Source organism: Hylemonella sp. P2_B10 (genome assembly GCF_056404875.1).
Genome location: NZ_JBFUDE010000007.1, coordinates 68,704 through 94,782, shown reverse-complemented (window position 1 = coordinate 94,782; position 26,079 = coordinate 68,704). Strand labels below are relative to the sequence as shown.

Sequence of the window (26,079 nt, the reverse complement as noted above, 5' to 3'; positions counted from 1 at the left end):
CGCTGCGTGGGCGGCGGCGTGTCGTAAGTGGCGCAGGTGAACGAGGCGGCGCTGTTCACGTCACCGGTGCCGTTGTACTGCGGCCATTTCGGGAAGTCGCACAGCGGCCGGGTGCGGCCGGGCACGCCGGCCGTATCCGCTGCCACCTGGTTGGCAGGCGCGGTGCCTTTTTCCACCCAGTTTTCCAGCGTGGTCAGTGAATCCCAGGCGGGGTTGAAGATGGAACTGGCCGCGTGCCCCAGGCCGGGGATTTCGTAGTAGCGGACGAACTTGTCCACTTCGGTCGGGCTCATCCTGGCCTGCAGTCGTTGGTAGTACTGCTGCGTGGCGCGGGTGCTGACCAGCACGTCCACCGTGCCGTGCGCCATGATCAGCTTGCCGCCCTTGGCGGCGAAAGCGTTCAGGTCCACCTTCTGGTCCAATTGGGTGCTGAGCTGGCTGATGCGCACTTCCCACGGGCCGGGGTTTTCCGGGTCCAGCGACAGCGAGTCGTAACCCGGGTCGCGGGTGACCATGAACTTGGCCCACTGGTCTGCCATCACGCTGATGTAGGGCGCGCTGGTGGGCATGGGCAGCACGGGCTGCGAGGTGCCCAGCGCCAGGAAGGTGATGGTGGGTTGCAACGGTGACGGGTTGCTGGTGATGCCCAGGTCGGCGCCCCAGACGTTGTAGCCCGGGTAGCCGGTTTCGCCGCTGGCCAGCGTGTAGTTGAAGCGGGTGTCGGAGTTGATGACCTTCAGCGCCGTGATCTGTGCGTCCGACAGGCAGGTGTCGCCACCTTCACCGCCGCCCGGGCAGCGCAGCGGCGCGCCGTTGTAGTAGGCGGTGGAGGGGTCGAACACCGCGTTGCAGCGCAGCTGGTTGCTGATCAGGCCGTCCACCACGCCGTCCAGGCCATCGCAGGCCGCCATGGCGGCGTTCAGCAGCAACAGGCGCTTGGGCGTGTTGGGGTAGGCGCCCGGCTTGGCCAGCGCGCGGTTCATGCGGTGGCCGCCCAGCACCGCTGCGGTCTGGTTCCAGGCCGGGTACCAGGCGATGGCGCCGTCCCAATCCTCCGGCCAGCGGGTGATGGACTCGATGGCTTCGCGCCCACCGGTGGAGCCACCGATGAAGTAGGCCTTTTGCACCTTGTCCACCGCGTAGCGCGCCTTGATCAGGAAAATGGAGGCGTCGCGCGTCTTCTTCAGCGCGTCGCCACTGAAGTTGCGTGTGGCTTCGTCGTTCAGGCCGAAGCTGCCGTCTTGCGAGCCCAGCGCACCGGCCTGGTGGCCCGAGTCGCTGGCGAAGGTGGCGTAGCCGCGGCCCAGCGGGAACAACTGGTCGGTCGGGCCCAGCGGCACGTTGCCGACGACGCTGGGGATGCTGCCGTCAAAGCCGCCGCCGCCAAACATCACCACCTTGGAGTTCCAGGCCGTGGTGGGCAGGGTCAGGCGGAACAGGATGTTGGGCGCCGCCTTGTCCACCGGCGCGATGCTGCCGTTGACCAGGCAGTATTCCGGCAGCGCGCGCGCGCCGGTGCCGCTGGCCGCCACCACCGCTGCGGTGGTGACCACCCCCCCCGAACTGGGCAGGCCTATCGATGCCGCTGGAATGGTCATGCCGGCCAACGCAGCACAAGCCAACGGTTGGGGTGCAGCCGGCGTGGTGGGCGTGGTTGGTGTGGTGGGCGTGGTCGGGGTGTCGCCGCCGCCGCCACTGCCGCCGCCACAGGCCGTGAGGACCGTCGCCACGAGAATGGCGGACGCCAGCGAACATGCTGTTCTCAACTCTGTCATGGTGTCTCCTAGGTCGTTATGTCGCTGCCGGCTGCGCACGGGCGTGCGGCAGGACGGGCGGCCGGGTGCTTGCCCGGCTTTCGCAGTATTCGTTGCTGGACGGCGCATCTCAATGTGGTGACGACACATTGGCGGTGCCGTAACGGTGTGATCGAAGTCCACGACGCGGTGCGATAACCTGTTGTAATGGCCGATCCCGAATCAATAATGCAGCGGCGAGAAGAACCCGAGGGCGCCTGCGCTTAGGATGTGTGCATGTTTGCGTTCGTGCTGAGAAAGCTGGCCACCGTGGTACCGACCTTCATCGGCATCACGCTGGTGGCTTTCATGCTGATACGTCTGGTGCCGGGCGACCCCATCGAGGTGATGGTGGGCGAACGCTCGCTGGACGCCGAGACGCACGCCGCGCTGGCGCACCGTCTGGGGCTGGACCTGCCGCTGTACCAGCAATACCTGAATTACGTCACCGGCCTGGCGCATGGCGACCTGGGCACGTCGCTGGTGACGCGTGAGCCGGTGGCCAGCGAGTTCATGGCGCTGTTTCCCGCCACCGTGGAGCTGACGCTGGCGGCGCTGCTGTTCGCGCTGCTGCTGGGCCTGCCGGTGGGCATCATCGCCGGGCTGAAGCGCGGCTCGCCGGTGGACCATGGCGTGATGGGGGTGGCCATGACCGGCTACTCCATGCCCATTTTCTGGTGGGGCCTGATCATGATCATGTTCTTCTCGGTTGACCTGGGGTGGACGCCGATCTCCGGCCGCATCAACGTGGAATACGACATCGCGCCGCGCACCGGCCTGCTGCTGATCGACAGCCTGCTGTCGGGCGAGGAAGGGGCGTTCAAATCCACCGTGCTGCATTTGATATTGCCGGTGATCGTGCTGGGCACAGTGCCGCTGGCGGTGATCGCGCGCATGACGCGCTCCAGCATGCTGGAGGTGCTGCGCGAGGACTACATTCGCACCGCGCGCGCCAAGGGCCTGGCGCCGCTGCGGGTGGTGGTGGTGCATGCGCTGCGCAACGCGCTGATCCCGGTCATCACCGTCATCGGCCTGCAGGTGGGCAGCCTGCTGGCCGGCGCGGTGCTGACCGAGACGATTTTTTCCTGGCCCGGCATCGGCAAGTGGCTGATCGACTCGATCGCGCGCCGTGACTACCCGGTGGTGCAGGCGGGCATCCTGGTTTCGGCCTGCATCTTCGTCGGCGTCAACCTGTTGGTGGACCTGCTGTACGGCGTGGTCAACCCGCGCATGCGGGGTGGCAAATGACGAAGGGTTCGCGCGCATGAGCACCACGGCAAGCGCCTCCCCGGCCCCCGGCACGGCCAAGCCGGCGGACTTTCCGTCGCCGCTGAAGGAATTCTGGCTCAGCTTTTCGGCCTCACGCGGCTCGGTGGTTGCGCTGGCGGTGTTTGTTCTGATGGTGTTTTGCGCGCTGTTTGCCGGCTGGCTGGCACCGCACGACCCGGTGGAGCAGTTCCGCAGCCATATGCTGCAGCCGCCGGCCTGGCATGCGAAGGGCAGCACGCAGTTCCTGCTGGGCACCGACGAGGCCGGGCGCGACGTGCTGTCGCGCTTGATCTACGGCGCGCGCATCTCGCTGTTCATCGCCGCCATGTCGGTGCTGATGTCGCTGATCCCCGGTGTCTGCCTGGGCCTGCTGGCGGCCTTTTACGGCAAGGTCCTGAGCCCGCTGATCATGCGCGTGATGGACGTCATGCTGGCCCTGCCCTCGCTGCTGCTGGCCATCTGCGTCATCACCATCCTGGGGCCGGGCCTGGTCAACACCATGCTGGCCATCGCCATCGGCACGCTGCCCAGCTACGTGCGCCTGACCCGCGCTGCTGCGCTGGCCGAGGTCAACAAGGAATACGTCACCGCCAGCCGACTGGCCGGTGCTGGCACCTTGCGGCTGATGTTCCTCACCGTGCTGCCCAACTGCATGGCGCCGCTGATCGTCAACGCCACGCTGGGTTTCTCATCGGCCATCCTGGAAACCGCCGGCCTGGGTTTCCTGGGCCTGGGCGTGCAGCAGCCCACGCCCGAGTGGGGCACCATGCTGAGCGCCGCGCGCGACTACATCCACCGGGCCTCCTGGGTGGTGACCATGCCGGGCTTGGCGATCCTGATTTCGGTGCTGGCCATCAACCTGATGGGCGACGGCCTGCGCGACGCGCTGGACCCGCGCCTGAAGCGCCTGTCGTGAGCCTGCCATGAGCCTGCTGTCCATCAAGAACCTGCGGGTCGAGTTCGGCCCGGCGGCCCTGCCTTTCCCCGCCGTGGATGGGTTGGATTTTGAGATCGACCGCGGTGAACTGGTGGGCATCGTGGGCGAATCGGGCTCCGGCAAGTCGGTGGCCATGATGGCGCTGATGGGCCTGGTGGACGCCCCCGGCCGCGTCAGCGCCGACGCGCTGACATTCGACGGCCAGGACCTGCTGCACATGACGCCGGCCCAGCGCCGCCGCATCGTCGGCAAGGACATCGCGATGATCTTCCAGGATGCCTTGAGCAGCCTGAACCCGTCGTACACCGTGGGCTACCAGCTGAAGGAAGCATTGAAGCTGCACCTGGGCCTGCGCGGTGCCGCACTCGACGCGCGCGCGCTGGCGCTGCTGGAGATGGTGGAGATACCTGACCCCCAGGCGCGCCTGGCCGCCTACCCGCACCAGCTGTCGGGTGGCATGGCGCAGCGGGTGATGATCGCGATGGCGATTGCCTGCAAGCCGAAGCTGCTGATCGCCGACGAGCCCACCACCGCGCTGGACGTGACCATCCAGGCCCAGGTGATGGACCTGCTCAAGCGCCTGCAGGCCGAGCACGACATGGCGCTGGTCATGATCACCCATGACCTGGCGGTGGTGGCCGAGATGGCCCGGCGCGTCTGCGTGATGTATGCCGGCCAGGTGGTAGAGGCGGCCATCGTCAAGCAGTTGTTCGACGCTCCACGCCATCCCTACACGCAAGCCCTGCTGGCTGCCATTCCCGAGCACAACAAGGGCGCGCGCCGGCTGTCGGCACTGCCCGGCATCGTGCCCGGCCAATACGACCGGCCGCAGGGCTGCCTGCTGTCGCCGCGCTGCCAATACGTGCAGGACGCCTGCCGCACCGCCCGCCCGGCGCTGCTGGATGGTGTGCGCTGCATCACGCCCTTGAATGCGCAAGGAGTGCCGACATGAGCGAGCCACACGCAGTGGGCGAGTCGGGGGCCCCACTCTTGGTGGCACAGGAGTTGACGCGCCACTACCGCGTCAGCCGGGGCTTCCTCAAGGGGCAGGCGGTGGTCAAGGCGCTCAATGGGGTATCGTTCAACCTGCACAGGCAGCGCACGCTGGCGGTGGTGGGTGAATCGGGCTGCGGCAAGTCCACCCTGGCGCGCCAGCTGACGATGGTGGAGCCACCCACCTCCGGCCGCTTGGAGATCGCTGGCGTGGATGTGGCGCATGCGGACGCTGCGGCCGTGCGCGACCTGCGCACCAAGGTGCAGATGGTGTTCCAGAACCCGTATGGCTCGCTGAACCCGCGCAAGAACGTCGCCGCCGCGCTGGACGAGCCGCTGTACATCAACAGCGCGCTGTCGCACACCGAGCGCGGCGAACGCGTGGCCGCCATGCTGGCCAAGGTGGGGCTGCGGCCGGAGCACGCGCGCCGTTACCCGCACATGTTCTCCGGTGGCCAGCGCCAGCGCATTGCCATTGCGCGGGCGATGATCCTGAACCCCGGCATTCTGGTGGCCGACGAGCCGGTGTCGGCACTGGATGTGTCCATACAGGCGCAGATCCTGAACCTGTTCATGGACCTGCAGGACGAGCTGGGCACCGCCTACGTGTTCATCTCGCACAACCTCAGCGTGGTGGAGCATGTGGCCGACGAACTGCTGGTGATGTACCTGGGTGCCGGTGTTGAATACGGCGACAAGGCGCGCATCTTCGCGCGGCCGCTGCACCCCTACACCCAGGCGTTGATGAGCGCCACGCCGGCTATACGCGAAGAGGATCGCCGGTTTAAAATCAAAATCGGTGGCGAGTTGCCCAGCCCCCTGCAGCCGCCGCCGGGTTGCACCTTCCACAAGCGCTGTCCGCACGCGGTGGAGCGTTGCCGGGTGGAGGTGCCGCTGTTGCGGCCGCTGGACCAGCGCATGGTCGCCTGCCACAGGGCGGAAGACATCCAACCCTGATCGCCGGAATTGGTGTGCCCCATGAGGCCACCTTTTTCCAGAAAACTCGCAAAAAAAGCCACATAATCAATACCAGTTGAAAAACTGGTATTATTGGTATTAAATTGGTATGATGGCGTTCGTGCCAATAAATGGCCAATCTGAGTCGCAAGGCGCGGCTGCTGGACGAGGATCTCATGATCGAGTTTTTGCTGGGGGTTGACGGCGGTGGTACCGGGACGCGCGCGCTGGCGCAGCGCCGCGACGGCACCGTGGTCGGGCGCGGCGAAGCCGGCCCCTCGGCACTGGGTCAGGGCATAGGGCCGGCCTGGAGTGCCATCCAACAGGCCTTGCGCACTGCCTTTCAAGCCGGTGGTGTGCCAATTCCCTCCTGGAGCCAGTGCGCACTGGGTGCCGGCCTGTCGGGCGTGCACAACCCCACCTGGCGCGACGAATTTTTAGCCGGCAACCCTGGTTTTGCCCGCATCACCCTGGAAACCGACGGCTACGCCATGCTGCTGGGCGCGCACGGTGGCCAGCCCGGTGCCATGATCGCGGTGGGCACCGGCAGTGTGGGCGAGGCCTTGCGCCGCGACGGCAGCCATGTGGGTGTCAGCGGCTGGGGTTTTCCGGTCGGCGACGAATCCAGTGGTGCCTGGTTGGGCATGCGCGCCATGCGCCTGGCCCAGTGCGCGATGGACGGCCGCGCCGTTGCAGGCCCGCTGGCGCGCGCGGTGTGGCAACAATGCGGGCAGGACCGCGATGCCTTGCAGGCCTGGTGCGGTCGTGCCGGCCAGTTTGCCTACGCGCAGTTGGCGCCGCTGGTGTTTGACACGGCGGCCGGTGACGAGGCCGCAGAAGCGTTGTTGAATCAGGCCGCCGCCGATCTGGAGATCATGGCCGGCGCGCTGGACCCGGCGGGCGAACTGCCGCTGGCCGTGTGTGGCAGCGTGGGCAAGATGCTGGTCAGCCGCCTGCCGGCTGCCGTGCAACAACGGTGTGTGGAAGCGCAGCAGGACGCCGCTGGCGGCGCCCTGCTGATGACAAGAGACAGCCTGGGGACGCAGGTATGAAAAAAGGCGCCATGTTCGAATTCAAACCCGATCCGCACGACAGCTCGCCGCTATACCTTCAACTGGCGCGCAAGCTGGGCCAGGCGATCCGCGACGGCCGCTACAAGCCTGATGAGGCGCTGCCCTCCGAGCGCGTGCTGGCCGAGGTGCTGGACGTGTCGCGTGTGACCGCGCGCTCGGCCATCGACCAGTTGGTGGACCAGGGCCTGATCATCCGCCGGCGTGGCTCGGGCAACTACATCGCGCCGCGCATCGAGCAGCCGCTGTCGCGCCTGACCAGCTTCTCGGAGGAACTGCATCAGCGCGGCTACAAACCGTCCTCGCGCTGGCTGGAGCGCACCGTGGCAGTGGCCATGATCGACGAACAACTCAGCCTGGGCCTGTCGCCGGGCGCCAAGGTGGCGCGGCTGGAACGCCTGCGTCTGGCCGACGACGTGGTGATGGCCTACGAGGTCAGCGTGCTGCCCGAAGCCATCCTGCCCGACCCGATGGCGGTGCAGAGCTCACTCTACGAATACCTGGCCAGCAACCACAACGCGCCGGTGCGCGCCTTGCAGCACATCCGTGCGCTCAATGCCCAGCCGCGCCTGGCCGAACAACTTGGCGTGCCCGAGCGCCAGGCGGTGCTGTTCATCACCCGCATTGGCTACCTGGACTCGGGCCAGGCGGTGGAGCTCACGCATTCCTACTGCCGCAGCGACTACTACGACTTCGTGGCGGAAATGAGGCGCGACGGATGAAACAGCTTTCCGGCAACATCCTCACGCCTGCCGGCTTCGTCAGGGGCCAGATCGAATTTGACGCCGCCGGCCGGGTGCATGCCGTGCGCGGCGAGCCCATCGCCGAGGCACTGGCGCGTGATTCCGGTGCACCGCTGGTGTTGCCTGGCTTCATCGACCTGCACGTGCATGGCGGCGGCGGGCGCGACATCATGGAAGGCGGTGACGCCGTGCACACGGTGTCGGCCCAGCATGCGCGCCACGGCACCACCGCCATGCTGGCCACCACCATGACAGCCCCCATGGGCGACCTGGAGGCCGCCTTCGCCGGCCTGACCAGCGCCTGCACCCAGCAACGCGACCGCGGCTGTGCCCGCGTGCTGGGGGTGCATCTGGAAGGCCCGTACATCAACAACGGCAAGCTGGGCGCCCAGCCCGACTTCGCGCGTCCCGTGCATGCACGTGAACTGGCCAAGCTCAACGCGCTGGCACCGATACGCCTGATCACGATGGCGCCGGAAGTGCCCGGCAACATGGACGTGATCGACTCGCTGGTGCAGGCCGGCTACCGCATCCAGGTCGGCCACACGCTGGCCACTTACGAGGAAGGTCTGCAGGCGCTGGCCAAGGGCGCGGTGGGCTTCACCCACCTGTTCAACGCCATGAGCGCGCTGCACCACCGCGAGCCGGGTGCCGTGGGCGTGGCCTTGGCGCATGCCAATTACGCCGAGATCATTCCGGACCTGGTGCACGTGCACCCGGGCGCCATCAAGGTGGCGCTGCGCGCCATCCCGCACCTGTACTGCGTGACCGACTCCACCGCCGCCGCCGGCATGCCTGATGGCGACTACAAGCTGGGCAGCCACACCGTGACCAAATGCCTGGGCGGCGTGCGCCTGGCCGACGGCACGCTGGCCGGCTCCACGCTGACCATGGACCAGGCGCTGCGCAACCTGGTGGACACGCTGGGCCTGACGCTCAGCGACGCCTCGCGCCGTGTGTCCACCTATGCCGCCGACTATGTGGGCGCCACCGACCGTGGCCGCCTGCTGGCCGGCGCCTGGGGCGACGTGGTGGTGCTGGACCGCGATCTGCAACTCAAAGATGTTTTTGTCGAGGGAAATTCAATTGAATACGCGCATGCTTCTTGAAGCAAGGGAAGCACCCAACGCCGTGGCCACGCAATTGGCCAACAATGACCAGCAGTACCATGACTTCGGCGCGCTGCTGCGCCAGCAGCCGCCCGGCTCGGTGTTGACGGTGGCGCGCGGCAGCTCGGACCACGCCGCGCATTTCATGGCCTACCTGATCATGGCGCGGCTGGGCCGGCTGGTGACGTCGCTGCCGATGTCGCTGATCACGCTGTACCAGTCGCAGATCGCCTGCGACGGCCTGGTGTCCATGGCCTTCTCGCAGTCCGGCCAGAGCCCGGACCTGGTGGCGCCCACGCGCTTCTTCACCGAAGGTGGCGCGCGCACCGCCGCCTTCGTCAACGACCCCGAGTCGCCGCTGGCCAAGGCCGCGCAGTGGGTGTTCCCGCTGCATGCCGGCGCCGAGACCAGCGTGGCCGCCACCAAGAGCTATATCACCCAGTTGGTGGCCGGCGCCCGTCTGGTGGCTGCCTGGCAGGACGACCTGGTGCTGCAGTCGGCGCTGTCGGGTCTGCCCGGCACGCTGTCGCGCGCCGCGAACACCGACTGGTCGGCCGCCGTGGAGGTGCTGCTGGACGCCGACCGGCTGTTCGTCATCGGCCGCGGCACCGGCCTGCCCATCGCCATGGAGGCGGCGCTGAAGTTCAAGGAGACCTGCGGCATACAGGCCGAGGCCTTCTCCGGCGCCGAGGTCAAGCACGGGCCCATGGCCCTGATTGAAGAAGGCTACCCGCTGCTGGTGTTCGCCCCGCGCGGCCCGGCACAGGAGGGCCTGATCACGCTGGCCGAAGAGATGCGCCAGCGCGGCGCCAAGGTGCTGCTGGCCGCGCCGGCCAACGTGGCCGACGCCGACCTGCCGCTGGTGGAGACCAATTCCATAGAACTGGACCCCATCTCGGTGATCCAGAGCTTCTACCCGATGGTGGAAGCGCTGGCCCGTGCCCGCGGCCTGAACCCGGACGAACCGCGTCACCTGGCCAAGGTGACGCGCACCCACTGAACGGCGGCACAACTTCCGGCCGGCCGCACAAGCACCCAAGCAAGACCATGAACGCTTCTACCGATTTCCGTGCCGGCCATGTCGTGATGGTGGACATGGAGGGCACGGCGCTGGACACCGCCACCGCCGACTTCCTGCGCCAGCACCAGGTGCGCGCCATCTGCCTGTTCCGCAAGAACCTGGGCGCTGAGGACGAGGTGCGCAAGCTGACCGCCGACCTGCGCGCGGTGATGGGGCCGGATGCGCTGATCGCCATTGACCAGGAAGGCGGCTCGGTGGCCCGCGTCACCTCGCTGCCGCAGGCGCCGGCGGCGATGGCGCTGGGCGCGGCCGACGACGCCGCGCTGGCCCAGCAGGTCGGGGCGGCGGTGTCGCGCGGCCTGCGCAGCCTGGGTATCAACTGGAATTTCGCCCCGGTGCTGGACATCAACAACAACCCCGCCAACCCGGTGATTGGCGAGCGCAGTTTTGGCGCCGACGCCGAGCGCGTGACCCGTCTGGCCGGTGCCTGGATGCGCGGCGCCATGACCGAGGGCGTGGCTTGCTGCGTCAAGCACTTCCCTGGCCACGGTGACACCCATGTGGACTCGCACCACGCACTGCCCACGGTGGACAAGTCGCTGGCCGAGTTGGAGGCGCTGGAGTTGAAGCCGTTTCGTGCGCTGGCCGGCGAGGCGCCAGCGATGATGACGGCGCACATCGTCTACCCGCAGATCGACCCCGAGCACCCGGCCACCCTGTCGCACAGCATGCTGACCGGCGTGCTGCGCGAGGCCATGGGTTATGACGGCGTGGTCATCACCGACGCGCTGATGATGAAGGCCGTGCACGACCGCTACGGCCACGCCAAGGCCGCCGTGCTGACGCTGCAGGCCGGCGCCGACCTGGTGCTGGCCCAGGGGGCGCGCGAAGAGCAGCTGGCCGCCCTGCAGGCCATAGAGGCCGCTCTGGCCAACGGCGAATTGATGCTTGAGCGCGTGTTGCGCGCGCGCCAGCGTGTGCAGGCCCTGGCCCGGCGCTTCCCGGCCCAGGCCACGCCATACAGCGCCGCGCAGCGCGCTGCCGACGACGCACTGGTGCGTGCCGCCTGGCTGCGCGGCCTGGCCGCCGTGGGGCAGCCCAAGCCTCCGGCCAAGGGCGCTGCATTGCGCGTCATCACGCAAAGCAGCGTCATCAGCGACGGCGTGTCCGAGGCCGGCCTGCCTGCCGACAAGGTGGTGGCGCTGTTTGAAGGTTTCAGCGACGTGCAGTACCTGCAGGTGCCCGATCTCAGCAAGCTGGCTGCCGGCGACGTGCCGCGCGATGGCCGGCTGAACGTGCTGGTGTCCAACCACCGCAAGCGCTATGCCGCCACGGCGGCCGGCGCGCCGGTGGATTTGCACGTGCTGCTGTGGAACCCGTTCCAGGTGCTGGACATCGCCGCCCCGGCGCTGGTGCCCTGGGGCCACGCCGATGGCGCGCTGGCCGCCACCCGGGCCTGGTTGCTGGGCCAGGCGCAGGCCTCGGCGCAGTTGCCGGTGCCGCTGGCCATGGCGACGCCACCCGCGCGCTGACGGCCGGCTGCCGACCCTGGTCTTGCGCCGGCCCGCAACACGACATTCCACAACACGAGGAGCCCAGACGATGAGCCAGGCCAGCAGCCCCCCCGGCAAGACGCGCCCACCCATGAGCTGGGTGCCCAGCCTGTATTTCGTGCAGGGCATGCAGTTTTTCGTCGTCATGCTGATCGCCGGCCTGATGTTCAAGAACATGGGCGTGCCCAATGACCTGATCGCCCGCTGGACCGGCGTGCTGGGCTTGGCCTGGGCTTTCAAGCCGTTGTGGAGCCCGTTCCTGGAGTTGGCGCGCAGCAAGAAGCTGATCGTGGTGGCCATGCAGTTCACCGGTGCCGTGGGGCTGGCCCTGCTGGCGCTGGCGTTGCAACTGCCGATGTACTTTGCCGCCAGCATTGCGGTGCTGTTCCTGCTGGCCTATGCGTCGGCCACGCACGACATCGCCTGCGACGGCCTGTACATGGCGGCGCTGGACGCCAAGCAGCAGGCCGCCTATGCCGGCTGGCAGGGCGCCTTCTTCAACGCATCGAAATTTCTGACGCTGGGCGGCCTGCTGGTGCTGGCCGGCCACCTGGAAAAGCAATTCGGCGTCTTCAACGCCTGGTCCGGCATCTTCGTGCTGTTGGCCGCGTTGCTGGCGCTGCTGGCCAGCTACAACGCCTGGGCGCTGCCCGGCACGCTGAACACCGCGCATTCGGACATCAGCGTGGCCGGCGTGGCGCGCACGCTGGCCGAGGTGATTGGGGACTTCCTGAAAAAGCCGGGCATCTGGATGGCCATCGTGTTCATTGTGCTGTTCCGCTTTGCCGAGGGCCAGGTGCAGACCATAGGGCCGCTGTTCCTGATCGAGTCGCGCGCCAAGGGCGGCCTGGGCCTGACCACCGAGCAGGTCGGCGGCATCTACGGCACCGTGGGCACGGCGGCCTTCCTGGTGGGCAGCATCCTGGGCGGCTATTTCACCTCCTGGCTGAGCCTGAAGCGCGCCATGCCGCTGCTGATCATCGCCATGGCGGTACCGAATGCGGTGTTCTATTACCTCAGCATGAGCCTGCCCACCGACATGTGGCACATCGGCGTCAGCGTGGCGGTGGAGATGTTCGGCTACGGCTTCGGCTTCGTCGGCATGATTCTGTACATCATGCAGGCAGTGGCGCCGGGCCGTTTCCAGACCGCGCACTACGCCTTGGGCTCGGGCGTGATGCAGCTGGGCTTCATCCTGTCCAAGACCATCAGCGGCGACATCCAGGTGGCGCTGGGTTACCAGCATTTCTTCCTGTGGACGCTGGTCTGCGGCCTGCCGGCGTTGGCGGCGTTGTTCTTCGTCAAGATGCCGGATGCCGGCACGGCGAGCCCGCCGGCCAAGGACGCGGCGTTGGCGGAGTCGGCTTGAATGGCCACATGGGCGTCACGAAGCGGTGTGGCCGCCGCGACGCTGGCCCTGGCGGCCTGCGCGAGCAGCCCGGGCGGTGACGCGCGTCTGCCACCGGTGGCAGGCGAGCAGGTGTTCTTCGACGACTTCAGCCACACCGACACCGGCAGCCTGACGCAGCACGGCTGGTCGCTGCGCAGCAAGGCCGGCCACCCCGGCATTGAGGGCGCTCAGTGGGGCCCAGGCACCGTGCAACTGGTGGCCGACCCTGAGCAGCCCGGCAACCGCCTGCTGCGCCTGCAAGCGCGCACCGACGGCAGCGCCGCCGGCACCTACCAGGCCCAGCTGTGCCATGCCCGCAAGTACCTGGAGGGCACCTATGCCGTGCGCCTGCGTTTCAGCGACACACCCACGCAGGGGCCGGACGGCGATGTGGTGATACAGAGCTTCTACCTGGTCAGCCCGTTGCGCTTTGATTTCGACCCGCAGTTCAGCGAGATCGATTGGGAGTACCTGCCCAACGGTGGCTGGGGCGATACCCGCACCCGGCTGTATGGCATCGCCTGGCAGACTGTGCAGCTCAACCCCTGGAACGCCTACAACTCGGCGCACCAGGAGTTTCGTTCCATGTCCGGCTGGCACACGCTGATGATGCAGGTCATGGGTGGCAAGACGCGCCTGTTCATCGACGGCCAGCAGGTGGCCGAGCACGGCGGGCGCAATTACCCCGTCGTGCCCATGTCGCTGAACTTCAACCTGTGGTTCGCGCCAGGCGGCCAGTTGACCGGCACGCAGGCGCAGCGCATCTACCAGCAGGACGTGGATTGGGTGTTCCACGCCAAGGACAAGCTACTGTCCCCAGCCCAGGTGGACCAAGCCGTGGGTGCATTGCGCGCGGCGCACACCAGCGTCATAGACACCGTGCCTGCGGCTTCGCCCGCGTTGCCCAGCCCCTGCGACATCTGAGTGCTGGAGGGGTCTGGTTCGGCCAGCCAGCAGTTGCCCGACCCATAGCTTGGCGTTTTGAGCACTGTCGTCCAGGTAATAAAAATACCACCTATCAACAAATCTACTACCAAAAGCCTGGTGAAAACCCTCGGTTTTTACCGATTTAACACATTGGTCCCCAAGTTGTCGCATTCTTGCTAAAGAATCTTGCCAATTTTTCAAATTGGTAGCATAGTGGCATTTCTTGTTGATGAACTGGTATCTGGGCAGCCGACTTCCATCGTCAACTGGTATTCCCGCGCTGGCCGGTACGGCGGTTGGAGGCGGGTATCTGTTTGCAGCGGGCCGTAACGACGCATTGGTCAAAAATTTGAAAAGGAAGATATGAAGCTCACTCGCACCCCCATCGCTTCGGCGGTCGCGCTTGCCCTCATGGGCGTCGTGGCCACGTCTCAGGCACAGACTGCTGCACCAGCGGCAAAGGCCGAACTCAACACCGTGACCGTGACTGGCGTGCGCGGAGCCCTTGAGCAGTCGCTGACCGTCAAGCGCGATTCAGATTCGCACGTGGACGTGCTGACGGCCGAAGACATCGGCAAGATGCCCGACAAGAACGTGGCCGACTCCCTGGCGCGTGTGCCTGGCGTGACCATCAGCTCGGCTGGCGCCACCGAAGGCGGCTTTGATGAAAACGACCGCGTCAGCATGCGGGGCACAAGCCCCAGCCTGACGCAGACCATGATCAACGGCCACGGCGTGGCTTCCGGCGACTGGTTCGTGCTGAACCAGACCGGCACCGTGGGCCGCAGTGTCAGCTACACGTTGCTGCCGTCCGAGCTGGTGGGTCAGGTCATCATCCACAAGAGCTCTGAAGCCAGCCTGGTCGAAGGCGGTGTTGCGGGCACGGTGAACATCATCACGCGCAAGCCGCTGGACTTCAAGAAGCAGTTCTCCGCCGAAGTGTCCGCCGGCGTGGTCAAGGCCACGCTGCCGGGCAATACCGACCCGCAGTTCAGCGCCCTGCTGAACTTCAAGAATGACGCCAAGACCATGGGCATCATGGTGCAGGCTTTCTCCGAAACCCGTCACCTGCGCCGCGATGGCGTGGAAGTGCTGGGCTATGACCAGTACGGCGCCGGCGATGCGGCCGTCAAGGCCCGTCCGGACCTGTTGGGCGTGTATTACCCGCACGATATCGGCGCGGCCCTGTTCGAACAGGAGCGCAAGCGCACGGGCGGCCTGATCGACCTGCAACTGCGGCCCAGCCAGGATGTCGATCTGGATTTCACGCTGTTCAAGTCCAATCTGAACGCCAGCAACTACAACCGCAACTACCTGTTGTGGACACCGCACTTCATGCCTGGCCAGGCGCCTGACGCCGGCTACGTGGTGCGCAACAACACCTTGGTGCAAGCCACTTTCAGTGCCGTGCCTGGCACCCAGTACGGCATCTACGACATGATCTCGCGCCCCAATGAGAGCGCCAGTTCCACCTTCCTCAATTTCGACGGCAAGTTCCGCCTGAGCGACGCGCTGACCTTGAAGACCAAGATCGGCACCTCCGAGGGCCATGGCAAGACGCCGGTGCAGGACGTGTTCGAGGCCGACACCCACGTGGGCACCGGCGCCAGCTACAAGCTCAACGGCACTGGCAGCGCGCCCAGCTTCTCCTTTGGCAATTCCACCGCCAGCAACCAGTCCGCCATGGCAGGCCTGGACTGGATCTTTGGCGACATGAACTACGACGTGGTCGACAAGGAGAAGTGGGCCCAGATCGACGGCGAATACAGCCTGAACTCCGGCATCGTGAACAAGCTGAAGTTTGGCGCCCGCTGGAACACCCATGAGCGCAATCTGACCGGCATCCTGAACCAGCGCCCGGCGCTGGACGGCTCGGCCTTCAATTCGGCCAACTGGCCCAAGACGTTCTCCAACTACCCGTCCAATTTCGCCAGCGGCCTGGGCGGCACCTTCCCGCAGAACGTTTGGTACTACACGGCGGCGCAGTTGAATGCCTTCGCCAATGCCTACGCCTACCGCCCCACGGATGGTTCGCGCGAAAACTTCTCGTCGGAATACGAGTTGAAGGAAGACAATGCCGCTGCCTACATCCAGGCCAACCTGGACGGCGCCGGTTGGAACGGTAATGTGGGCTTGCGCTTCGTGCGGACCAAGGAGCATGTGGTGAACTACACCGCCGTGTCGGACCAGACGCCGGGCGCCATCAAGACTTCCTTGTTCGGCCCCTTCCTGAAGGTGCCGGTTGACCACACCTACAACGACATCCTGCCGAGCGCCAACTTCAAGTTCATCTTGAGCAAGGACATGGATGTGCGTCTGGCGTTGTCCAAGACCATGACCCGTCCCGACTACTCGGCATTGGCAGGCAGTGTGTCGACCAGTCCGCCGGCAGCACCCGGTGCCCGCGGTACCGGCAGCGGCGGCAACCCCGACCTGGAGCCGATTCGCTCGACCAACTTCGACGCGACCTGGGAGTGGTATTTCGCGCCGCGATCGCTGGTGTCGGCAGGGTTCTTCTACATGGACCTGAACAACTACGTCGGCCTGGGCCGCAAGACGCAGGTCATCAAGACCTTCAACGCGGCCAACCCGACGGGCTTTGACGCCACGTACGACCTGACGGTACCGATCAACAGCAGCGGCAAGGTTCAAGGCGTGGAACTGGCCTGGGAGCAGCCGCTGAACGCCAACTTCGGATTCGCCACCAACTACACCTACACCGATGCCAGCGAAACCGGCGGCGGCCCGCTGGTGGGTGCTTCGAAGAACACCTTCAACCTCAGCGCCTACTATGAGGACGAACGCTTCAACGCCCGCATCAGCTACACCCAGCGCTCCAGCTTCTACAGCGGCCTGGATCGCGCCACTGCCTACTACCAGGCTGGCGTGGGCGTGGTGTCGGCATCGCTGGGCTACAAGTTCAACGAGCAGTTCAGCGTGACCTTTGATGCGCAGAACCTGAACAACCCGACTTTGAAGTACTACGCGCTGAGCGAAGACCAGCCGCGTTCCATCTACCAGAATGGCCGCCAGTACTACTTGAATGCACACATCAAGTTCTAAGCGGGTTGCAGTACCTCATTGCTAGAGGGGCTGGTCGCCGACCCATGGGGTGGCGATCAGAATGTTCGGGGGGCGAGCGATTGCCCCCCTTTTTCTTTGGCGATCTGGCTGTCGCCGGAGGTCATGAATTGCTTACCATATGTCCATGACGACCCCCTTGGCAGCCATTGCGCAATGGCACGATGTGGACGAGAAGTGCTTTCGCCAGGACATCCTTGCGAGCTACCGCCCTGCCGTGTTGAAAGGCTTTGTCAGCCACTGGGCGTCGGTGAGCAAGGCGCGGGAAGGCCCTGAATCCATCGCCGGGTACCTGATGGCCTTGGACAACGGCCAGCCGGTGGACGCGCTGATGATGCCGCCACAAGAGGGTGGTCGGCTGTTCTACCAAGCCGACATGAACGGTTTCAACTACCTGCGCAACAGCCAGCCGCTGTCGAAGGTGATCGAGCAGCTGGCACGCTATTCTCAATTCGCCAAGGCGCCAGCGGTGGCGGTGCAGAGTGCCTTGGTCGCCGAGTGCCTGCCGGGGTTTGCCAAGGCCAACGTGCTGCCCTTTCTGGATGCAGCCATCGCGCCACGCATCTGGATCGGCAACGAGGTCGTCACGCCGGCGCATTTCGACGAATCCAACAACCTGGCCTGCGTGGTCAGCGGCCGGCGGCGCTTCACGCTGTTTCCGCCCGAGCAGGTGGCCAACCTGTACATCGGCCCGCTGGACTATGCACCCACGCCGACGCCCATCAGTATGGTGGATTTCCGCGCGCCGGATTTCCAGCGCTTTCCGCGCTTTCGCCAGGCGTTGGCGGCTGCCCAGGTGGCCGAGCTGGAGCCGGGCGATGCCTTGTACATCCCCACGCTGTGGTGGCACCACGTGGAGTCGCTCGAGGTGTTCAACATCCTGGTCAACTACTGGTGGCGCAGCGGCGCGCAAGCCGAACAGGGGGCCAGCCCGCCCCCCAGCCCCTTCGAGAGCCTGATCCACAGCATGCGCAACCTGGGCCAGCTGCCACCCGAGCAGCGGGCGGCCTGGCAGGCGATGTTTCAGCACTATGTGTTCGATGCGAGCCAGGACCCCGGTGCGCACATCCCGGAACACCGCCGCGGCGTGCTGGCCGGGGTGCGTCCCCCTGAGAAGGCTTGACTGGGTCCGGCAGCGGCACCGATCACTGGCCTTCTACTGGCATCAAATTGTTGTTCTGATTTGCCAGTTCTAGGGGTTTACCATTGATTTTCAAGAAATTGGTAGCCTTCTGGCATCCAATATCGCTATACTGGCTTTGAATTGGTTTTATCCATGGGGTAGAGGGACAGGTCGCCAACCCGGGTGGGGAGCGACCTGAAATTTGGCGGGACAGCTTTTGTCCCGCTTTTTTTTGCCATCTGTTGGCCAGATGGCCAAGCGGAGCAGCGGGATGCAGGTCAGGCGCGTGGCACGACGGGGTTGGCAGGTGTCTGCCGGGTGGCTGCTCATGGCCGGTGTACTGGCGTTGGCGGGCGGACTGGCCCGGGCCGCGACACCGGCCGGCGGCCCTGTGTTTGGCCCCTACAAACACCTCAACATGGGCGTGGACCCGGCAAAACCGGTTGCCCGTGTGTTGCGAGACGGCGTACCCCTGCCCTTGATCAACACCCAGGCAGCCAAGTTCGCACCTGGCATGCAAGTGCTGACCCTGGCCTTCGCCTCAGGTGAATGCGGCGCTGAGCACTGGGGCGCGCTGGATGGCCAGCAGGTGGCTGATGCCAACATCGGTGCCTTGCAACGCGCAGGCCTGCGCTACGTCATTTCCACCGGCGGCGAGGGCGGCGTGTTCACCTGCGCCAGCGCAGCCGGCATGCAGGCCTTCATCACCCGTTACGACTCACCGGCGTTGCTGGGGCTGGACTTCGACATCGAAGCCAGCCAGACCGAGGCGCAGATTGACGCACTGGTGCACGCCATCGCACAGGCGCTGGCACAACGGCCACGCCTGCGCCTGAGCTTCACGCTGGCCACGCTGGCGGCCAGCGATGGCAGCGGCCATGGCCTGAATGCCCATGGCCAACAGGTCATGCAGGCCTTGCGCAACAACGGCTTGGACAAGCGGGCCATCATCAACCTGATGGTGATGAATTACGGCCCGGCCACCGGGGGCAATTGCGTGGTGCGTGCCGGGCGTTGCGACATGGCAGCTTCTGCCCGCCAGGCGGTGGACAACCTGCACCGCCGGCATGCGGTGCCCTATGGGCGCATCGCCGTCACCGCCATGCTGGGCGTCAACGACGTGACCGATAACGTTTTCACGCCGGACGATGCCTACCGGCTGGCCCGCTACGCGCGGCAACGCGGGCTGGCCGGGCTGCACTACTGGTCGTTGGACCGCGACCAGCCGTGCGCGCAAGGTGCCACCGCCGTGTCGCCTACCTGCAGCAGCCTGAACCAGGCGCCGGCGCAGGCTTTTGCGCGAGCCTTCGCACGCGGCCTGCGCTGAGGGCGGTTCAGGGCGCAGTGCCAGGGCCGGCCGCCACCCAGCTGATCAGCGCATCCAGCACCGGCCGCCCCTTCTTGGCCTGGGCGTCGTTGATGGTGGCCGAGACGATCCAGTCGCGCTGCTCGCGGTCGCGCACATAGCCGGCAATCGCCACCACATCGCGCAACGTGCCGGTCTTGATGCGCGCCTGGCCGGGCGCCAACTGGTCGCGCAGCCGCCGGCGCATGGTGCCGTCCAGGCCCACCAGCGGCAGGCTGGAGGAGAACTCGGGGTACCACAGGCCGCGCGCGCCGGCCATCAGCAGGCCGGCCATCTGGCGCGGGCTGATGCGCTCGATGCGCGACAGGCCAGAGCCGTTTTCCAGCACCAGGCCGTCGGTGGCAATGCCGTGGGATGTGAACCACTTGCGCACCGCTGCGTCTGATGCCGCCAGCGTGTCCTGCCCCGGGCTGGCGGTCTGCACGCCCAGCGTCAGGAAGGTCATGCGCGCCATCATGTTGTCCGAGGGCTTGTTGATGATCTTGACGACGTCGCCCAGCGTCTCCGACGTGCGCTCGGCCAGCAGCCTGGCCCCGGTGGGCGTGCTGCCATCGCTGACCGGGTTCTTGCCGCCGGCCCAACTGCCGCCCAGCTCCTTCCAGGCCGCTTGCAGGAAGCGCAGGATGTACTGGTTGCGTTCCATCAGGTTCAGGCTGGTGGTGGTCTTGCAATTGCGCGGGTAGTTGCCATCCAGCACCAGCTGCAGGCCGCCGTTGCGCTGCGGTTGCAGGTTGGCGGGCTTCCATTCGGGTTCCCAGTCCTCGCAGCGCGTGTCCACCAGCGTGGCGTGGTTCACCAGCTTCAGCCCCTGCAGCGGTGGCTGCGTGCGTGCCACGTTCAATGCGTGGGCGTCGGATTCCAGCGTGAACTCCAGCACATTGCTGTTGAACATCAGCGGGTCGGGAATCACGTTGTAGTAAGCGTAGGGCGTCTCGTCGAACGGCGGCGGCCCCAAGTCCAGGCGCTGCGGCTGGAACAGGCCGCGGTCCAGCACCAGTTCGCCGCGTATCTGCTGCACACCTTGGGCGCGCAGGGTGCGCAGCATGCCGCGCAGCTTGTCAGGCGTCAGGTTGGGGTCGGCGCCGCCGCGCAGGTACAGCTTGCCGGTCAAGCGGCTGCCGCGTTGCTGGCCGTCGGTCAGCAGCTGGGTGCGCCAGCGAAATGTCGCGCCCAATTGGTCCAACGCCACCATCGTGGTTACCAGTTTCATGGTGGAGGCCGGCGTCATCGGGCGCTGGTCCAGCCAGGCCAGCCGGGCCGGGCCGCCGTTGGCCGGCAGCACCAGGGCGCTGATGGCGGTGCTGGGCAAGCCGGCCTTTTGCAGCTCGGCCAGCAGGTTGTCGGGCAACGCTTCCTGAGTGGGTGGCTGGAGCGGGGCCTGTGTTTGAGCCTGGGCCGGGGCCAGGACGGCCAGCCACAGGGTGGCGATGAGCCAGAGGCGTTGGGTGTTCATGGGCTGCGATGGGTTCTTTTTCCCATTTTGCCCACGGCGCGTGTTTTGCCGCATCACGGCTTGGCCGAAAACAATTCCCCCAGGTTATGGGCTGCGCCCAAGCATTCATCGCTTGAAGGATGCCGGGCACCGCCAGTCTGTGCCACAGTAGGTCAGCACCGAACCTTCCTGCAGCGGGAAGGACCTTTTGTGTCGGTGTGCTCAACGAAGACTCCTCAAGCAAGGGCGGATTGATGCGGGAAGTGTGTGTGGTGGGGGCCGGTGTGGTCGGCGTCACGACAGCGTGGTATTTGGCGCAAGCGGGCTGGAAGGTCAGCCTGCTGGACAAGTCAGAAGTTGTCGGCTCGGGCACCAGCTATTTGAACGGTGGGCAACTGAGCTACCGTTATGTGTCGCCGCTGGCAGACCAGGGCGTGCCCATCAAGGCCTTGAAATGGCTGACCGAAACCGATGGGCCGCTGCGCTTTCGTCCCAGCCTGGACCCGGAACAATGGATGTGGCTGGCGCGCTTCCTGGCGCGCTGCCATGGCCGTGCCAACCGCGAAACCACCGCCCGCCTGGCCCGCCTGGGTGCTTACAGCCGCGAATGCATGGCGCAGCTGATGCAGGATCACGGCCTGCCCGATTTCGGCTGGAAGCAGTCCGGCAAGCTGGTGGTGTACCGCACGCCTTCCATCTGGGAGCGAGTCACCCGCAACCCGCTGGTGCCCGATGTGCAGCAACTGCTCTCGCCACAGGAATGCGTGGCCCGCGAGCCTTCGCTGGCTGCCTTGCAGCCCGAGTTGCGCGGCGGCCTGTACACGTCCGACGAGGCGGTGGCCGACTGCCAGGGGTTTTGCCTCTCCTTGATGACCCAGCTGGCCAGCCACCCCAATTTCATGGGCCAGATCGTTGACGAGGTGCAGGCCTTCCAGATGTCGCCGACCGGCCGGCTGGAGCTGCGCACTGCCAGTGGCAGGCGCGGCGCCGACGCCTTTGTGCTGGCTGCCGGCATTGGCAGCCGGCGCCTGGCCGCCACGCTGGGCCTGCGCTTGCCGCTGTACCCGCTGAAGGGCTACACGCTGACCGCGCCGATCAACGCGCAACATGTGGCACCGGCCACCAGCATCACCGATTTCGAAAAGAAAGTGTTGTACACCCGCATCGGCGCCAAGCTGCGCATCGCCGCCATGGTGGACATGGTGGGCGAAGACGACAGCATTGACCAAAGCCGGGTCGACAGCCTGCTGCGCATCGCCCGCAAGGACATGCCGCTGGCCGGCGACTACAACCAGGCCACCCCCTGGGCCGGCCTGCGCCCGGCCACGCCGGACGGCGCGCCCATCGTCGGCCCCAGTTCGGTGCCCGGCCTGTGGTTCAACCTGGGCCATGGGCCGCTGGGCTTCACCTTCGCCTGCGGCACCGGCAGCATCCTGGCCAGCCTGATGGGCCAGGGCCACAGCCCGTTGCCGCTGGACGGCTTCACGTGGCCCAACTGAGCCCGGCGGCGCCGCTGGGCCATGCCGGGCTGGCGCAGGCGCTACTGCAGGCGGTGCGCCAGCAGGGCTTTGACCAGGTGCCCGACAGCCTGCTGGGCGGCCAGCCGTTGCGCCACTTTCCCAGCCTGGACCTGGCGGTGGTGGCGTTCCCCGAAGGGCGTGCGCCGGTGTGGGCCAATGTGCTGTTCTCGCGTGAACACCCGCAAGGCGTGGTGGCCGACATCGGCCCGGACGCCGGCGCGGTGCGCAATATCCGTTACCTGGCTGACCAGACCGACGCCCAGGGCCGCAGCGCGGCCTGGCTGCCGGATGCGGATTGGGCCGCCATGTCGTGGCAGCCGCTGTGGGGCGACGGCCCGCTGTCGTTCGTGGCACCTTACCCGGCTTCGCTGGTCAAGCTGATGGTGGCGGTGGGCGTGGCCCGGGCGGTGGATGCCGGCCAGGCCCAGTGGGCGCAGGCGTGGGCGCACGGCGCTGCCACGCGCAGCGTGGCCGACTGGACAGAATCCATGGTCGTGGCCAGCAGCAATGACGCCACCTCCGCCATGGTGGCCTTGCTGCACCAGGCTGGCGTGTTGCGAGCGGGCGCGCGCGGCGACGACCCGCTGCACGCGGTGTTCACCCAATGGGGCTTGCCCACGCTGCGCCTGGCCGATACGCGGCCTGACGGGGGCTGGCGCAATGCAGACGGCTCAGGTGTGGGGCATTTGCAGATGACGGCTTGGGACACCGTGCGTCTGCTGTGGCTGCTGCGCGGCGAACAGGTGGCAGCGCCGCCCTGGCTGGCGGGCGGCGTGCCGGCGCCGTTGTCGGCGGCCAGCCGGCAGTTCCTGTGGCAAGCCTTGAGCGACCAGGGCCTGCACGCGGTGTTGTCGTCCACCGCGCTGGCAGGGGTGCCTGGCTGGCGCGCCGGAATTCCCGCACAATTGCCGCTGCGCTGGGTCACGGCCGATGGCGGCGTGCAGGTGGAAGACTACCGCTACCCGCCGGATGTGCGGGCCGTGAATGCCGCTTGCCCGCTGCATTTCGCCCACAAGACCGGCAACACTGAAAATTACGTCTCCGACGCCGGCTGGGTGCAGGCGCCCGGGCCCGGTGGACGGCGTTACCTGATCGCCTGGCTGTCGAACCTGGGCCAGCGTTATGCATCCAACCCGCAGTGCGCCACCGACTGGCGCGTGCCGGCGTTGGGTGCGGCGGTGGATGCCTGGTTGCAGGCGCATGGGGCCTGAACGGCCCTGCCGGACTGTTGAACGAACGTTATGGATGCAAAGCTGATTTCCCGCCTTTCCCATGGCCTGTGGCATGCCGTGCTGGCACTCACGCTGGTGCTGGCGGCGCCATGGGCGCAGGCCAAGGCCATCGTCTACTGCTCGGACGCCAGCCCCGAAGGGTTCGACCCCGGCCTGTGGGACTCTTCGGCCACCAACCAGGTCGTCAACCAGATGTTCCAGGGCCTGCTGGGCTTCAAGCGCGGCGGCACCGAGCTGGTGCCGGTGCTGGCCAGCAGCTGGGAGGTGTCGCCCGACGCCAAGACCTTCACCTTCCACCTGCGACCCGGTGTGCGCTTCCACCACACCCCCTACTTCACGCCCACGCGCGACTTCAACGCCGACGACGTGCTGTTCACCTTCGGGCGTTTCCTGAGCGCCAAGCACCCGTTCAACATCGCCTTTCCGGCGCTGTTCATCTACCCGCAAAACCTGGGGTTGGCCAAGATGGTGGACAAGATGGAGAAGCTGGACGACCACACCGTGCGCTTCACGTTGAAGGAGGCCAACGTCACCTTCGCCAGCTTTTTCGCCACCGCGTTCGCCGGCATCCATTCGGCCGAATACGGTGAGCAACTGCTGAAAGCCGGCAAGGCCTCCAGCATCAACAACCGCCCGGTGGGCACCGGCCCCTACCGTTTCGTGTCGTACAAGAAGGATTTCGTGGTCCGCATGCAGGCCAACCCCGACTTCTGGGGCCAGCCGCAACGCACCGACAAGCTGATCTTCCTGATCGCGCGCGATCCCAACGTGCGCGCCCAGCAGCTGCTGGGGGGGGAATGCCACATCACCGCCCCGGCACGCGACACCGACCTGGATTCGTTCGCCGGTCGCAAGGACATCAGGGTGATGAAGATCCAGGCGCTGAACATCTCCTACCTGTCCTTCAACATGAAGCGCGGGCCGACCACCAAGCGCGAGGTGCGCGAGGCGCTGGACATTGCCTTCGACCGCAACGCCGCCTTCCGTGCGCTGTTCCCGCGCGGTGACGCCATGCAGGCGGTCAGCGCCTTCCCACCCATCATCCCGGGCTACGACAAGAGTCTGAAGAACGAGTTCAACCCGGTGCGCGCCAGGCAGTTGCTGGCCCAGACCGGTTACCCCGACGGCTTCAGCCTGGACCTGTGGGCGCTGCCGGTGCAGCGCCCCACCAACCCCAATGGCCAGTTGCTGGCGCAGATGATCCAGCAGGACTGGGCCAAGATCGGTGTCAAGGCCAACATCAAGACCTACGAGTGGGGCGAGTACCTGAAGCGGGCCAAGAACGGCGAGCACGACGTCTACATGAGCGGCTGGTCCGGCGAGTCGGGCGATGCCGATGAGTTCCTGACGCCCAACCTGAGCTGCGCCTCCAGCTCCAACGGCGTCAAATTCTGCAACGCCGAGTTCGACCGCCTGATCCATGAGGCGCGCGGCGTCACCGACGTGGCCAGACGCCAGCAGATGTACGAGCAGGCGCAGCAAATCTTCAAGCGCGAGCGTCCCTGGATCACGCTGGCCCATTCCACGGTTTATATTCCCATGGTGCGCGACATCCAGGGTTTCGTGATGGCGCCCAATGGCAGTGTGGATTTCAAAGACGTGTACCGCCAATAGATCGCCAGTAGCAACCCCAATTCTTGATCGCCTCATCATGCGCCTGCGCCATATCGAAGTCTTCCATGCAGTGATGCAAGCCGGCACCATCAGCGGTGCCGCGCAGCTGCTGTTCATTTCGCAGCCCGCCGTCACCAAGGTGCTGCAGCACTGCGAGATGCAGCTGGGCCTGCCGCTGTTCGAACGCATCAAGGGCAAGCTGTACCCCACGCCCGAGGCGCAAAAGCTGTTCGTCGAGGTGGACCGCCTGCACCGCGAGCTGCTGGCGGTGCGCCGCATGGCCAGCAGCCTGAAGGACCGGCCGGCGCAGACCGTGCGGCTGGTCTCCACCCCCACGCTGGCGATGGCGGTGGTGCCTTCGGCGCTGACCACCTGGCGCGCCAAGTACCCGGATGTGCGCTGCAAGCTCTCCACCCACCACACGCCGGAAATTGTCTCGGCGCTGCTGCTGGGCGAGGCCGACCTGGGGCTGTCGCTGCACGACCCCAAGAACCCCAACATCAGCGCCGAATCGCTGGCCCAGGGCTACATGACGGTGATCGCGCCCAAGGGCAGCTGGCCGCAAAGCGCCGCCGGACAGCCCTTGCCGGTGACCGAGCTGCCGCAAAACCTGATTGGCCTGGCCGTGGACGACCCGCTGGGCAGCCTGGTGACCAATGCCGCAGAGGCCCAGGGCCACAGCCTGGACGCCCACACGGTGGTGCAGACCTACCAGTTGGCGCGCACGCTGGTGGAAAACGGCGTCGGCGTGGCGGTGATAGACCCCTTCACCGCCGCCCAGATCGACCCCGCCAAGGCCTTGCGCCGGCTGCTGGCACCGCAGATCCCGGTGGAGCTGTTCTTGCTGACGGCCAATGCGGCGCCACTGTCGCAGTCCACCCGCCACCTGGTCAAGTGCATACGGGAAGAGGCGGTGCGCTGCCTGGCGGTGTGATGGATGTTGTTCTCC

The 26,079-nt window shown here is 66.4% G+C and carries 19 protein-coding genes and 1 pseudogene; 18 read left to right on the top strand and 2 right to left on the bottom strand.

Annotated features, from left to right (window positions below; genetic code table 11):
• Positions 1 to 29: 29 nt before the first annotated feature.
• Positions 30 to 1,775, bottom strand: a pseudogene (locus tag AC1DX2_RS24875) (tannase/feruloyl esterase family alpha/beta hydrolase); the annotation flags it as partial.
• A gap of 255 nt (positions 1,776 to 2,030) precedes the next feature.
• Here AC1DX2_RS24875 and AC1DX2_RS24870 point away from each other — a divergent pair.
• From AC1DX2_RS24870 to AC1DX2_RS24805, 14 genes are all read left to right on the top strand, one after another.
• The gene (locus AC1DX2_RS24870) at positions 2,031 to 3,041 is read left to right on the top strand and encodes an ABC transporter permease subunit (RefSeq protein WP_477199130.1); all 1,011 of its coding nucleotides are present in this window, start codon (positions 2,031 to 2,033) and stop codon (positions 3,039 to 3,041) included.
• A 16-nt stretch (positions 3,042 to 3,057) separates the two neighbouring features.
• A complete protein-coding gene (locus AC1DX2_RS24865; protein ID WP_477199129.1) occupies positions 3,058 to 3,978 on the top strand; it encodes an ABC transporter permease subunit in 921 nt (306 codons plus the stop codon).
• A 7-nt stretch (positions 3,979 to 3,985) separates the two neighbouring features.
• Positions 3,986 to 4,951, top strand: a complete 966-nt coding sequence (locus AC1DX2_RS24860; RefSeq protein WP_477199128.1) for an ABC transporter ATP-binding protein — start codon at positions 3,986 to 3,988, stop codon at positions 4,949 to 4,951.
• Positions 4,948 to 5,949 (top strand): dipeptide ABC transporter ATP-binding protein, encoded by a 1,002-nt coding sequence (locus tag AC1DX2_RS24855; protein WP_477199127.1) that lies wholly within the window; start codon positions 4,948 to 4,950, stop codon positions 5,947 to 5,949. The genes AC1DX2_RS24860 and AC1DX2_RS24855 overlap by 4 nt, the downstream gene beginning before the upstream one ends.
• 131 nt (positions 5,950 to 6,080) lie before the next feature.
• Positions 6,081 to 7,001: a glucosamine kinase nucleotide-binding domain-containing protein gene (locus tag AC1DX2_RS24850; RefSeq protein ID WP_477199126.1), complete on the top strand. Its 921-nt coding sequence runs from the start codon at positions 6,081 to 6,083 to the stop codon at positions 6,999 to 7,001.
• An 11-nt stretch (positions 7,002 to 7,012) separates the two neighbouring features.
• On the top strand, positions 7,013 to 7,741 hold the full coding sequence (locus tag AC1DX2_RS24845) for a GntR family transcriptional regulator (protein WP_477199125.1): 729 nt from the start codon (positions 7,013 to 7,015) through the stop codon (positions 7,739 to 7,741).
• Positions 7,738 to 8,871 carry an N-acetylglucosamine-6-phosphate deacetylase gene (nagA, locus tag AC1DX2_RS24840; RefSeq protein WP_477199124.1) on the top strand — a complete coding sequence of 378 codons (1,134 nt, stop codon included), beginning with the start codon at positions 7,738 to 7,740 and terminating at the stop codon, positions 8,869 to 8,871. The genes AC1DX2_RS24845 and nagA overlap by 4 nt, the downstream gene beginning before the upstream one ends.
• Positions 8,861 to 9,871, top strand: a complete 1,011-nt coding sequence (locus AC1DX2_RS24835; RefSeq protein ID WP_477199123.1) for an SIS domain-containing protein — start codon at positions 8,861 to 8,863, stop codon at positions 9,869 to 9,871. Before nagA ends, AC1DX2_RS24835 begins: the two co-directional genes overlap by 11 nt.
• 47 nt (positions 9,872 to 9,918) lie before the next feature.
• Entirely contained in the window at positions 9,919 to 11,424 is a 1,506-nt protein-coding gene (nagZ, locus tag AC1DX2_RS24830; RefSeq protein ID WP_477199122.1) for a beta-N-acetylhexosaminidase, read from the top strand.
• Positions 11,425 to 11,494: 70 nt separating this feature from the next.
• Positions 11,495 to 12,814: an MFS transporter gene (locus tag AC1DX2_RS24825; protein ID WP_477199121.1), complete on the top strand. Its 1,320-nt coding sequence runs from the start codon at positions 11,495 to 11,497 to the stop codon at positions 12,812 to 12,814.
• 27 nt (positions 12,815 to 12,841) lie between these two features.
• Positions 12,842 to 13,759 carry a glycoside hydrolase family 16 protein gene (locus tag AC1DX2_RS24820; protein ID WP_477199120.1) on the top strand — a complete coding sequence of 306 codons (918 nt, stop codon included), beginning with the start codon at positions 12,842 to 12,844 and terminating at the stop codon, positions 13,757 to 13,759.
• Between the two features lie 480 nt (positions 13,760 to 14,239).
• Positions 14,240 to 16,825, top strand: a complete 2,586-nt coding sequence (locus AC1DX2_RS24815; protein ID WP_477199119.1) for a TonB-dependent receptor — start codon at positions 14,240 to 14,242, stop codon at positions 16,823 to 16,825.
• 145 nt (positions 16,826 to 16,970) lie between these two features.
• Positions 16,971 to 17,966 carry a cupin-like domain-containing protein gene (locus AC1DX2_RS24810; RefSeq protein ID WP_477199118.1) on the top strand — a complete coding sequence of 332 codons (996 nt, stop codon included), beginning with the start codon at positions 16,971 to 16,973 and terminating at the stop codon, positions 17,964 to 17,966.
• 328 nt (positions 17,967 to 18,294) lie between these two features.
• Positions 18,295 to 19,293, top strand: coding sequence for a glycoside hydrolase family 18 protein (locus tag AC1DX2_RS24805; RefSeq protein ID WP_477199117.1), 999 nt, complete (start codon positions 18,295 to 18,297; stop codon positions 19,291 to 19,293).
• Between the two features lie 7 nt (positions 19,294 to 19,300).
• On the opposite strand, the gene dacB is transcribed toward AC1DX2_RS24805, so the two are convergent.
• Positions 19,301 to 20,785 (bottom strand): D-alanyl-D-alanine carboxypeptidase/D-alanyl-D-alanine endopeptidase, encoded by a 1,485-nt coding sequence (gene dacB / locus AC1DX2_RS24800; protein ID WP_477199116.1) that lies wholly within the window; start codon positions 20,783 to 20,785, stop codon positions 19,301 to 19,303.
• Between the two features lie 233 nt (positions 20,786 to 21,018).
• Here dacB and AC1DX2_RS24795 point away from each other — a divergent pair, with 233 nt between their 5' ends.
• From AC1DX2_RS24795 to AC1DX2_RS24780, 4 genes are read left to right on the top strand one after another with little or no spacing between them, the layout of a single operon-like run.
• Complete coding sequence (locus AC1DX2_RS24795) at positions 21,019 to 22,263, top strand: D-amino acid dehydrogenase (RefSeq protein WP_477199115.1); 1,245 nt, start codon at positions 21,019 to 21,021, stop codon at positions 22,261 to 22,263.
• Complete coding sequence (locus AC1DX2_RS24790; protein ID WP_477199114.1) at positions 22,251 to 23,495, top strand: serine hydrolase; 1,245 nt, start codon at positions 22,251 to 22,253, stop codon at positions 23,493 to 23,495. Before AC1DX2_RS24795 ends, AC1DX2_RS24790 begins: the two co-directional genes overlap by 13 nt.
• Before the next feature lie 30 nt (positions 23,496 to 23,525).
• Complete coding sequence (locus tag AC1DX2_RS24785; protein WP_477199113.1) at positions 23,526 to 25,130, top strand: ABC transporter substrate-binding protein; 1,605 nt, start codon at positions 23,526 to 23,528, stop codon at positions 25,128 to 25,130.
• Between the two features lie 37 nt (positions 25,131 to 25,167).
• Positions 25,168 to 26,064, top strand: coding sequence for a LysR family transcriptional regulator (locus AC1DX2_RS24780; protein ID WP_477199112.1), 897 nt, complete (start codon positions 25,168 to 25,170; stop codon positions 26,062 to 26,064).
• Positions 26,065 to 26,079: the final 15 nt, after the last annotated feature.

Bases quoted from the DNA above. Each gene is read 5' to 3' on its own strand.
- AC1DX2_RS24870 (WP_477199130.1), top strand. From the start codon at position 2,031: ATGTTTGCGTTCGTGCTGAGAAAGCTGGCCACCGTGGTACCGACCTTC.
- AC1DX2_RS24865 (WP_477199129.1), top strand. From the start codon at position 3,058: ATGAGCACCACGGCAAGCGCCTCCCCGGCCCCCGGCACGGCCAAGCCG.
- AC1DX2_RS24860 (WP_477199128.1), top strand. From the start codon at position 3,986: ATGAGCCTGCTGTCCATCAAGAACCTGCGGGTCGAGTTCGGCCCGGCG.
- AC1DX2_RS24855 (WP_477199127.1), top strand. From the start codon at position 4,948: ATGAGCGAGCCACACGCAGTGGGCGAGTCGGGGGCCCCACTCTTGGTG.
- AC1DX2_RS24850 (WP_477199126.1), top strand. From the start codon at position 6,081: ATGGCCAATCTGAGTCGCAAGGCGCGGCTGCTGGACGAGGATCTCATG.
- AC1DX2_RS24845 (WP_477199125.1), top strand. From the start codon at position 7,013: ATGTTCGAATTCAAACCCGATCCGCACGACAGCTCGCCGCTATACCTT.
- nagA (WP_477199124.1), top strand. From the start codon at position 7,738: ATGAAACAGCTTTCCGGCAACATCCTCACGCCTGCCGGCTTCGTCAGG.
- AC1DX2_RS24835 (WP_477199123.1), top strand. From the start codon at position 8,861: ATGCTTCTTGAAGCAAGGGAAGCACCCAACGCCGTGGCCACGCAATTG.
- nagZ (WP_477199122.1), top strand. From the start codon at position 9,919: ATGAACGCTTCTACCGATTTCCGTGCCGGCCATGTCGTGATGGTGGAC.
- AC1DX2_RS24825 (WP_477199121.1), top strand. From the start codon at position 11,495: ATGAGCCAGGCCAGCAGCCCCCCCGGCAAGACGCGCCCACCCATGAGC.
- AC1DX2_RS24810 (WP_477199118.1), top strand. From the start codon at position 16,971: ATGACGACCCCCTTGGCAGCCATTGCGCAATGGCACGATGTGGACGAG.
- AC1DX2_RS24805 (WP_477199117.1), top strand. From the start codon at position 18,295: ATGGCCGGTGTACTGGCGTTGGCGGGCGGACTGGCCCGGGCCGCGACA.
- dacB (WP_477199116.1), bottom strand. From the start codon at position 20,785: ATGAACACCCAACGCCTCTGGCTCATCGCCACCCTGTGGCTGGCCGTC.
- AC1DX2_RS24795 (WP_477199115.1), top strand. From the start codon at position 21,019: ATGCGGGAAGTGTGTGTGGTGGGGGCCGGTGTGGTCGGCGTCACGACA.
- AC1DX2_RS24785 (WP_477199113.1), top strand. From the start codon at position 23,526: ATGGATGCAAAGCTGATTTCCCGCCTTTCCCATGGCCTGTGGCATGCC.
- AC1DX2_RS24780 (WP_477199112.1), top strand. From the start codon at position 25,168: ATGCGCCTGCGCCATATCGAAGTCTTCCATGCAGTGATGCAAGCCGGC.